Genomic DNA, 10,374 nt, shown 5'->3' on the forward strand with positions numbered 1-10,374 from the left:
ACGGGATGTCAGGGGGTCAGACCCTTTCCAGCACCGCCGACGCGCCGATGCCGCCCGCCGCGCAGATGCCGAGCAGGGCGGTGGACCTGCCGGTCCGGGCGAGTTCGTTGGCCATGGTGGTGACCATGCGGGCTCCGGTCGCGCCGAAGGGGTGGCCGAGGGAGACCGAGCCGCCGTGCACGTTCAGGGTGGCGGGGTCGATCTCGCCGACGGCGGTGTCGCGGTCCAGGCGGGTCTTGGCCCAATCGGTGCTGGCCAGGGCCGAGACCACGGACAGGGTCTGGGCCGCGAACGCCTCGTGGATATCCACCACGTCGATGTCGGACAGCGACATTCCCGCCTTGTCCAGGGCGCGGGGCATGGAGATGGCCGGGCCGATGAGCACCTGATCGCGCGGGTCCACGCTGACGTAACTCCAGGAGCGGAAGGCGGCGAGCGGTTCGAAGCCGAGTTCGCGGGCCTTCTCCTCGCTCATCAGCAGCACCGCGGACGCACCGTCGGTGAGCGGGCTGGCATTGCCCGCGGTGACGGTGCCGTCCTTCGCGAACACCGGTGCGAGCGTGGCGAGCTTCTCGACACTGGTGCCGGGGCGGACCAGGCCGTCGCGGCTGACGGTCTTCCCCTCGGGTGTGGTCACCGACAGCACCTCGCTGTCGAAGCGGCCGGAATCGATGGCCGCCGCGGCGCGGTGGTGCGAGCGGGCGGCGAACTCGTCCTGTGCGGCACGGGTGATGCCGTGGATGCGCGCCATCTTCTCGGCGGATTCACCCATCACCTCGCCGGTGGTGCGCTCCTGGATCTTGGGGCGGCGCGGCACGATGTCGACGAACGGCGCGAGCTGCGCGACGGCCGCCAGGTAGTCCTTCGGCTTGGGTTTGCCCAATGCCAGCGGGGCGGCGGCGTGCACCACCTTCTGCGGCAGTTTGACCTCGGCATTGCTGGTGGAATCGGAACCACCCGCGATCATGATGTCGTACTCGCCGCGTTCGATGGCGGCGGCGGCGGAGGTGACGGCCTGCAATCCCGAGGCGCAGGCGCGGGTCACCGTGTAGCCCTCGCAGCCGGGGTCCAGCTCCAGGTCCAGGGCGATCTCGCGGGCGATATTCGGCGCGGCGCCGGGCAGGATCACCCCGCCCCACACGATGGCCTGCACGGCGGCCTTGGGCAGCCCGGTACGGGTCAGCAGTCCGCGGACCGCGGTATCGGCCAGATCGATGGAATCCATCCGGGTGTAGTCGGAAAACGCCCTGACGAACGGCGTCCGAGCCCCGGAGACGATGACAGCACGGCGAGCACCCTTGGTAGCCATGGGATTTCCTTTCCAGCGAATCCTGTGACCACCAACTTACTGGAAAGTAAGAAGAAAGGCGATACAGCGTGTATCAGCAAGCGGCCGGGGCGCTGCGCCCCGGCCGGTAGCGGGTGGGAAAACGCCGTTCTACTCCGCGAGCCGGATGAGGCCGTAGTCGAAGGCGTGGCGACGATAGACGACCGACGGTTGGTCGGACTCCTTGTCGTGGAAGAGGAAGAAGTCGTGGCCGACGAGCTCCATCTGGTAGAGGGCGTCGTCGACGGACATCGGAATCGCGGGGTGTGTCTTGGTGCGCACGATATGGCCGGGTCCCGCGTACTCCTGGCCCTCGTCCACCGCCTCGGCGGCATGGTCGTGGGCCTTCGCGGCACCGTTCCGGTTCGACGACGCGAACAGGGAATCATCGATGAGACCGGCCGTGGCCTCCGCGACCGAAATGGGGGTCTTCTCCCCGTGATGGACGCGACGGCGGTCCTTCAACTTGCGCAGTCGGCTCTCGAGTTTCGCGACGACCAAATCGAGTGCCGCGTAGAAACTGTCGGCACAGGCCTCCGCCCGTACCACCGGGCCTTTGCCACGCGCGGTGATCTCCACCCGCTGGCAGCTCTTGCGTTGACGACGGTTGCGTTCGTGGAACAGCTCCACGTCGAAGAGGAAGATCGACGGGTCGAAGCGTTCCAAACGGGAAAGCTTGTCCGCGACGTGAATTCGGAAATGGTCGGGAACCTCGACATTGCGTCCCTTGACCACCACATCCGCCTTCATGCCCTTGGGGGCATCGTCGGGGACAGGGGCTTCCAGCACCGCAGTGTCTGCGTCTTTCACTGAAGGTCGTGAAGAAGTCGTCACGCGTACCTCCCGGATCTGGCCGCACAAACCGCTCGTGCGGCGGGATTGAAACGTGTGCCGATCGAAGACTCGCTCGGCACGTGATGTCCGAGGCGCCACCTCCAAACTCTCAGTTCGGGTGTCTGATCGCGACGCTAGTACGCCAGCGATCGTTCCGCCAGTGTTCACGCTAATTTCTGTCAGTCAAGCTCGACAGGTCACGAACACGGCTCGGACCGGCACACCGGCACCGATCAAGACGCGCACCGATTCACGGGCGGTGACACCGGTGGTCAGCACGTCGTCCATGAGCACGACCTCGGCATTTGCCGGAATCGACACCGCATGCCGGGACGGTCGGGCGGTGATGATCCGGCCGCGCAGGTTGTGCTCCCGGTCGCCCGGGGACAGGCCGACCGAATCTCGCACACCCGGCCGCGTCCGCAACAGCCGTGCCACCCGGCAATCGGGCAGCCAACTCGCTGCGACGCGCGCCGTACGCACCACCGGATCGCCGCCGCGCCGCCGCGCGGCGGATCGACGACTGGGCGCGGGCACCAGCACCAGCGGCCGCGCGTCGTCGCGCAACCGGTCCAGTCCCCTGGCAACCGCCAGCCCCAGCGGCTCGGCCAGCTCCCGGCGGCACTGCTCCTTGACGGCCAGCACCGCGCGCCGCGCCGGACCGGCATAGGGCGCCAGCGCCCAGCACGGCACCCCGGGATCGGCGCGCGGACGCGCCCGCACCGGCGGACCCGCCAGCGTCGCGGCGCACTCCGCACACCAGGCCACACCGCCAGCACCGCATCCACAGCACGTGCGCGGCAGCACCAGATCGAGCAGCTCCCCCATGCCCCCCAGTGTCACCCGCGACGGCCTTGTCTACCCGCGATTTCGCCACCGACAGCCGCGATTGTCCGTCTAGCGGGGTGGGCATCGGCCCGCCGCTCGACCCACCGCGAGCGCGTCGGGTCATGCCCCGCCCGCCGGGTGGGAGCGGGGGCGTGCCGAGGCGAGCTCGAGCCGCGTACCCGCCGGACCGCGGACGGTGCCGCCCACCGGCGCAGCGCAGCACAGCCCGGCTACACAGCGCAGCACGGCACGGCACGGCTACACAGCGCAGCACGGCACAGCTACACAAAGCCCCGGCCGCGTCCCCACCGGCCGCGTCGCGAGAACCGCAGCCCGGGTCCTACCCGGTCCCGGTGACCGAGTAACTCAGCCCGGCCCCACCGGGTCACGGCGACCAACTAACTCAGCCCGGTAGCACCGGGACGGCGTTCGCGCCCAGACCCGGCACCACGCGCCAATAGCGTTCGCCGCCTTCGGCACTGCTGGTGAGCTCCATGACGTCGCGGGCGTCGGCCACGTACTGGCGGTCGGAGGACGCCGCGACCACGCGCAACGGCGGGGTGAGGTTCTGGCTGGTGACCGAGTTCAGGCCGGAGCCGTCGATGGGCACCCGGACGATGGGGTCGACCGTGCCCTCGCGGGCGATCATGATGCTGTCCATCTCGGTGCTGAGGGTGTGCCAGTCCAGCGAGACCGCGTCGGTACTCAGCTCCGGGGCGATGGGCAGCGGCGAGGTGAGGGCGAAGCGGCCCTCGGGGCGCGGTTCCACCACGGCCAGGTACACCTTGCCGCCCGCGATGAGGGCGGCGCGCACTCCCGTGGGGGAGATCCGCAGATCGGTGATGGGCAGGCGCGGGGTGAGCGCGCCGGTGCTGCTCGCCACCGGTGCGATCAGGGCCGAGATGTCCACGTCCTGCACCGATACGTTCCCGCTGGCGCGATCGTGCACGGCGCGGATGACCCGCTCGCCGTCCACCACCGCCCAGGCCGAACTGCCGTCGGAGGTCCAGGACGGTCGGGAGATCTGGCCGCCGGTCGCCACCGGGAAGCCGGTGCCGTCGTAGGTGCCGATGATCAGGGTGCGGCCCGGTTCCGGTTCGGGGCGGCCCGAATCCGCGACCGCGGCGACCAGCTGACCGTCCGGCGACAGCCCCACCGATTGCAGGGTGCGGGTGGAGCCGAAGAAGCCCGGTGCGGGCACGATCCCGTTCTCGGTGACGCGCACCAGCGAACCGTCCCGCACCGCATGCAGTCCGATGCGGTTGCGCGCCGCGGCGGCCGGGCTCAGCGCGTCGACGTCCTGGCGGGTCCAGCCATTGAGGGCGTACCGCTCGTCCAGCGGCTTGCCGTCGGCCAGCAGCATGAACGGACCGAAGATCTCGGCCTCGGACAGGGTGAGCACCACCTGCGCGGCCAGCAGTTCCTTGGCGCGGGTGTCCAGGCCCGCGGCGCCCGAGAAGTCGATCTGCACGCCGCCCGCGCCGACACCGACGGCTTCGGCATCGCCATTGGCCTTGGTGACCGGACCGCGCAAACTGACCGGGCCGCTCAGCACGTTCTTCACCGCGGGCGTGAGCGCGGGCTGCGGCCCCTCTGCGAGCAGGCCCAGCAGCTTCTGGGTCAACTGGTCCTTGGGCACGGCGATCCAGCGCAGATCGGGCACCATGACCGTCCCGGCCTGATTGCTGAAGTACAGCGCGTGCCGCCGGTAGGACTTGTTGAAGGCGCTGCGCTCGATCAGGACGCCGGTGGGCAGGTCGTCGATGCGCCACTCACCGTCGACCTTGATCAGTTTGACCTTGTCCTCGAGGGTGCCGTCGGCGACGCGGTAGGAGCCGTCGGCCTCGAGCTCGCCGATCTTGCGGGTGCGGATGACGTAGGTGGCGGTGTCCTCGGTGCGGGATTCCCGCAGCGTGTCCGGCTTCTCGATAATGGTGGTGCCCTCGGCGTCGTCCCAGTTGACCGCCGCGGCCGGGGTCAGGAACTGGCGCGCCGCCTGATGCCGGTTGGTCGGGTCGGCGGTGGCCTGCACGAAGTCCTGCAACAGTGCCTCGGGCTCGCGACCGGCGATGGGCGGGGCCGGTTCGGTGCTGGTGGGCTGGCGGTCGAGGGTGCCGAGCGCCTGCGGGGCCGAGGAGTCCGGCAGTTGGGCGCAGCCGACCAACCCCGCCAGCGAACCGACCAGTACCGCCAGCAGTCCGATTCTGCGCAATCTCATGCTTTCCCGTCCCCTGACTCGGTGAGCACGCTGTCATCGGGGCCGTCCGACCCCGAGCCGACCGCGTCCGGAGGCCGCTGCCGACCGGAGCCGGCACCGGGATCACGCCCGTGCGCGCGCCGGGAAGCGGGGACATCGGGGTGCGCACCCGCCGCGTCGGCGGGGGCGGCCGCCGATCCCCGCGGGAAGGCGGCGCCTGCCGGGGCCGAGTCCGTTCGCGCGTCCGACGCGTTCCCGGTCGCCCCGGGCGCGGTGTCGGGCGTCGACGTCGAACCCGGCCGGGCATCCGACAGGTCCGACGCACCAAGGGAATCCGGTGCCACGTCCGCCGACGAACCGGTGGGATTCGGGTCGCTGTCCGCCGCGTCCGCCCGAATGCCCGACGGGTCGAAGCCGTGTCCGGATGCGTCCGACCGCGCGACCGCCGCATCCGGCCCGGCATCCAGGCCATCCGCATCCGGCCCGGCTCCCGGCCCATCCGTGCCCGGCCGATCCGTGTCCGACCCGGCCTCCGGCCCATCCACGTCCGGCCCAGCTTCCGGCCCATCCGTGTCCGGCTCAGCTCCCGGTTCGGCCGAACGCGTATCCGGCACGTCCGGCTGGGGGTTCGGCGCGTCGGATGCTGTCGCGGACGGATCCGGTTGGGAGGCGGGGCGTTCCGGCGGGGTGAGCTGTTCCGTGCCGAGGTGGGGGAAGGAGTCGGTGCGGTAGGCGGACTCGTCGGCTATCCGGGCCATCGGACGGGTGGGGACGTCGGGGCCCGCGGAGACGAATCCGGCCGCCTCCGTCAAGTTTCCGACCTCCGGGGGCGGCGGTTCGGCGGGTGTGCCGCCGCGGCGCTTGGGCGGTTCCAGCGGCAGCGGGCTGGCGCCGAGCTTGCGGCCGCGCACCAGGGGCAGGGTCAGCCGGAAGCTGGCTCCGACACCGGTCTCGCCCCACGCCTCCAGCTTGCCGTCGTGCAGATTGGCGTCCTCCACGCTGATCGACAGCCCCAAACCCGTTCCGCCGGAACGCCGCACCCGCGAGGGGTCCGAGCGCCAGAACCGGTTGAAGACCATCTTCTCCTCACCGGGCCGCAAGCCGACACCCTGATCGCGCACCACGAAGGCGACCGAATTGGCGTCGGCGTCGCCGCGCACCCGCATGAGCACCGGTTTGCCCTCGCTGTGGTCGATGGCATTGGCCAGCAGATTGCGCAGCACGCGTTCCACGCGGCGCGGATCCACCTCGGCGACAAGCGGTTCCTCGGGCATGTCCACCACCAGCTCGACGCCGGTCTCCTTGGCCAGATGCCGCACCGTGGACACCGCCGCCCGCGCGCACATGCGCACATCCAGCGATTCCACCTGTAGTTCGGCCACACCCGCGTCGTGGCGGCTGATCTCGAGCAGGTCGTTGAGCAGTCCCTCGAAGCGGTCGAGTTCGTTGACGAGCAGTTCGGCCGAGCGGGCCAGCGCCGGATCGAGGTCGTCGCTGGAGCCGTGGATGAGGTCGGCGGCCATCCGCACCGTGGTGAGCGGGGTGCGCAGCTCGTGGCTGACGTCGGAGGTGAAGCGGCGCTGGAGGTTCCCGAATTCCTCCAGCTGCGTGATCTGGTTGGAGAGGCTTTCCGCCATCTCGTTGAAGGCCATGGCCAGGCGCGCCATATCGTCCTCGCCCCGGACGAGCATGCGCTCCTTGAGGCGGCCGTCGGCGAATCGGCTGGCGATGCGCGCGGCGGATCGGATGGGCAACACCACCTGTCGCGTCACCAGCGCGGTGATCGCCGCCAGCAGCACGAGCAGCACCACGCCGCCGATGAGCATGGTGCCGCGCATGAGCGACAGACTGCGTTCCTCGCTGCTGAGCGGGAAGATGAGGTAGATCTCGAGTGAATCGAGCTCGGCGACTGGGCTGCCGATGATGAGCGCCGAACCGCGGTGCCCCTCCGGATCCGCGATGGTCGCGAACTGGTAGCTCACCTGGTTCGACTGCACGAAATGCCGGAGTTCCGGCGGGATCTCCTGAATCGGGCCCGCGGTGAGTTCGCGGTGATTGTCCCCGTACATGGCGAGCGCGGAGTCGTAACTGCCCGCCGCGCCGCCACTTCCGCCGCTGGTGCTACTCCCCGCGGACAACGCGCGCCGGGCGTCGTCCAGCCGCACCAGCGGGGTACTCGAATCGTGCACACCGGAGAGGGTGGACTGCACCGTATTGCGGGCGCGGCTCATCTCCTCCACGGCCGCGCCGATCTTCGCGTCCAACAGCCTGTCGGTGATCTGGGAGGTGAGCACGACGCCCAGAATCGTGATCACGATCAGTGACAGGGTGAGTGTGGACACGACGACGCGCAATTGCAGCGAACGCCGCCAGATGTGGCCCAGTTGCTCTCCGAGATTGCGAAACCAGGCCACCATCGCCGCCAGCCACCGCTCGACGCGGTTTCTGGAGCCAGCGATCACGGCGGTCCGGCCTTGTAACCCACGCCTCGTACGGTGAGCACGATCTCAGGGTTCTCGGGATCCTTCTCCACTTTGGCGCGCAACCGCTGCACGTGCACATTGACCAGGCGGGTATCGGCGGCGTGCCGGTAACCCCAGACCTGTTCCAGGAGCACTTCACGGGTGAACACCTGACGCGGCTTGCGGGCCAGCGCCACCAGCAGATCGAATTCCAAGGGAGTCAGCGAGATCTGCTGTCCGCCGCGGGTCACCTTGTGCGCGGGCACGTCGATGACGATATCGGCGATGGAGAGCAGTTCCTGCGGCTCGTCCTCGGTGCGGCGCAGGCGGGCCCGCACCCGAGCGACCAGTTCTTTGGGCTTGAACGGCTTGACGATGTAATCGTCAGCCCCCGACTCCAAACCCAGGACGACGTCGACCGTATCGGTCTTCGCCGTCAGCATCACAATGGGCACGCCCGAATCCGCGCGCAGCACCCGGCACACGTCGATGCCGTTCATACCGGGCAGCATGAGATCCAGCAACACCAGATCCGGACGCAATTCCCGGACCGCGGTGAGCGCCTGCGTGCCGTCGCCCACGACATGGGGATCGAACCCCTCGCCGCGCAAGACGATCGTGAGCATCTCGGCGAGCGCCATATCGTCGTCGACGACCAGAATCTTCGGCTTCATAAGTACTATGTTGTCACCCTTCCGGCTCTGATCGGGTCGCCTCGCCGACAGTCGTGATTACTCCGGCGCACATCCAACCCTATCCAGCAACAATTTCCGCGAGACGCGCGGCAAGTGTTGCCGGATCGTCACCGCTCCGATGCACCCACCATGGTCCGCGCCACTGCGTTTCGGCGAGTTCGGAATAGACCTTAGCGGTGCGACGCTGTAATCCACCGTCTTTTTCGTAGGCGTCCAGCGCCCGCGCCGTGTCCGCCGCACCGCGCCTGCGAGCCCGCTCCTCCGCCACTTCGGTCGGCACCGACAGCAGGACCTGCAGATCCGGCACCGGGAGTTCGAAACGGCCGAACTCCAATTCCTCGACCCATCGCGCGATTTCACCCCGGGCGTCCTGCTCCTTCCGGGCGGCCGAATAGGCCACATTGGAGGCGACATAGCGGTCGAGTAGCACGATGTCGTTGTCGATCAACAGCTTCGACATCTCGTCGCGGGCGTCGGCCCGGTCGAGGGCGAACAGCAGCGCCATGGCATTCACGGACGCGGCGACGTCGCCGTGTCCGCCCCGCAGGGCTTCGGCGGCCAGGTCGGCGTGGACGCTGCGTCCGTAACGCGGGAAGGCCAGCGTGGCCACCCGCAGACCACGCGCCCGCAACGCGGCCACGACGGCATCGCCGAGCGTGCGCTTGCCCGCGCCGTCCAGACCCTCCACCGCAACCAACGCTCCCATGGCCGCGAGAGTACCCAATACCGGCGAAGGCGGTGCGGGTGACCGCAGGATTCACCGCTTCGACCACTCGGAATAGCTATTCGGTTGCTACCATCCCGGATCATGACCTCCCTCCACGCCAGGTCCACGACGACACGGCGCACGGTCGCCGCCCTCGGCGTCGCGGTGGCGGCCGTCGCCATGACCGCCTGCGGCTCCGACGACCCCGATACCGCCGCGCCGACCACCGGCGCGACGACGACCGCGGCGGACCCGAACCGACCCTTCGATCTCCAAGCCCATCGCGGCGGGCGCGGGATGACCGTCGAGGAGTCGCTGCCGGGATTCGCCAAGGCCATCGAATTGGGGGTCAGCACACTGGAACTCGATATCGTGCTGACCGCGGATCGGGTACCGCTCATCTGGCACGACCCGGAGATCGAGAACGCCAAGTGCTCCGACACCGCGCCCGCGAGCCCCGACGACCCGCAGTACCCCTACGTCGGCAAGCTGGTCCACGAGCTCACCTACCCGCAGATCCAGACCCTGGACTGCGGTAAGAAGCTGGAGGACTTCCCCGAAGCCCAGCAACTTCCAGGCAACCGCATTGCCACCCTGCCCGAACTGTTCGACCTGGTGAAGACCTACCCGGGCGCCTTCGAGAGCCTCCGCTACAACATCGAAACCAAGATCGAGGCCGAGGACCGTGACGAATCGGCCACCCCCGAGGAATTCGTCGACGTCATCCTGGCGGCCGTGGACGCGGCGGGCGCGGCCGACAAGGTGGAGATCCAGAGCTTCGACTGGCGCAGCCTGCCGCTGGTGAAGGCGAAGAATCCGGCCATCCCCACCGTCGCCCTCTACGACGACTCCACCTTCACCTCCGGCAGCCGCTGGCTCGGGCCGATCACCTACGAGGACTACCGGGACGATCCGCTGGGCGCCATCGAGGCGCTGGGCGCGGATATCGCCTCCCCCAGCTACGTCGACCCCTGGGACAGCGACGCGAAGGTCGGCGACGCCGGTTTCACCCTCGTCACCGACAGCGCCTACGTCGCGCGGGCGCACGAGTTGGGGCTGCGGGTGGTCCCGTGGACCGTCAACGACAAGGCGGCCCTCGCAACGGTTATCGACCAGGGCGTCGACGGGATCATCACCGACTATCCGAATCGGGCCCGAGAGGTGATGCGGGAGAAGGGAATGCCGCTGCCCGAGGCGTACACCCGGTAGCGTCCGGCGGTCGTGCGCCGCCCGTCGCGCGAACCGATTCGGCCGGCCATCCGCTGGATGGCCGGCCGAATCGCTGTCCTACCCCCGGTTTTTCGCGCGGATGGCGCGAAAGCCGC

The 10,374-nt window shown here is 69.2% G+C and carries 7 protein-coding genes and 1 pseudogene; 1 reads left to right on the forward strand and 7 read right to left on the reverse strand.

Translation table 11 applies throughout. The features are described from left to right. Window positions 1-16: 16 nt before the first annotated feature. The 7 genes and pseudogenes from QMO76_RS05985 to QMO76_RS06015 all read right to left on the reverse strand — a co-directional run bounded on the left by QMO76_RS05985 (window position 17) and on the right by QMO76_RS06015 (window position 9,049). The gene (locus QMO76_RS05985; RefSeq protein WP_306360158.1) at window positions 17-1,309 is read right to left on the reverse strand and encodes an acetyl-CoA C-acyltransferase; all 1,293 of its coding nucleotides are present in this window, start codon (window positions 1,307-1,309) and stop codon (window positions 17-19) included. Between the two features lie 129 nt (window positions 1,310-1,438). Beyond that, window positions 1,439-2,077 (reverse strand): ribosome hibernation-promoting factor, HPF/YfiA family, encoded by a 639-nt coding sequence (gene hpf, locus QMO76_RS05990; RefSeq protein WP_306360194.1) that lies wholly within the window; start codon window positions 2,075-2,077, stop codon window positions 1,439-1,441. Between the two features lie 267 nt (window positions 2,078-2,344). Beyond that, window positions 2,345-2,989: a ComF family protein gene (locus QMO76_RS05995; protein WP_306360159.1), complete on the reverse strand. Its 645-nt coding sequence runs from the start codon at window positions 2,987-2,989 to the stop codon at window positions 2,345-2,347. A gap of 403 nt (window positions 2,990-3,392) precedes the next feature. Continuing rightward, entirely contained in the window at window positions 3,393-5,207 is a 1,815-nt protein-coding gene (gene lpqB, locus QMO76_RS06000; RefSeq protein ID WP_306360160.1) for an MtrAB system accessory lipoprotein LpqB, read from the reverse strand. An 845-nt stretch (window positions 5,208-6,052) separates the two neighbouring features. Beyond that, window positions 6,053-7,603, reverse strand: a pseudogene (mtrB, locus tag QMO76_RS06005) (MtrAB system histidine kinase MtrB); the annotation flags it as partial. A gap of 41 nt (window positions 7,604-7,644) precedes the next feature. Then, entirely contained in the window at window positions 7,645-8,322 is a 678-nt protein-coding gene (mtrA, locus tag QMO76_RS06010) for an MtrAB system response regulator MtrA (RefSeq protein ID WP_372341903.1), read from the reverse strand. 79 nt (window positions 8,323-8,401) lie between these two features. Then, on the reverse strand, window positions 8,402-9,049 hold the full coding sequence (locus QMO76_RS06015; protein WP_306360161.1) for a dTMP kinase: 648 nt from the start codon (window positions 9,047-9,049) through the stop codon (window positions 8,402-8,404). A gap of 102 nt (window positions 9,050-9,151) precedes the next feature. Between QMO76_RS06015 and QMO76_RS06020 the strand changes: the two genes are divergently transcribed. Further along, on the forward strand, window positions 9,152-10,258 hold the full coding sequence (locus tag QMO76_RS06020; protein ID WP_306360162.1) for a glycerophosphodiester phosphodiesterase family protein: 1,107 nt from the start codon (window positions 9,152-9,154) through the stop codon (window positions 10,256-10,258). Window positions 10,259-10,374 lie beyond the last annotated feature (116 nt).

Source organism: Nocardia sp. CC227C (assembly GCF_030767025.1).
GTDB lineage: Bacteria > Actinomycetota > Actinomycetes > Mycobacteriales > Mycobacteriaceae > Nocardia.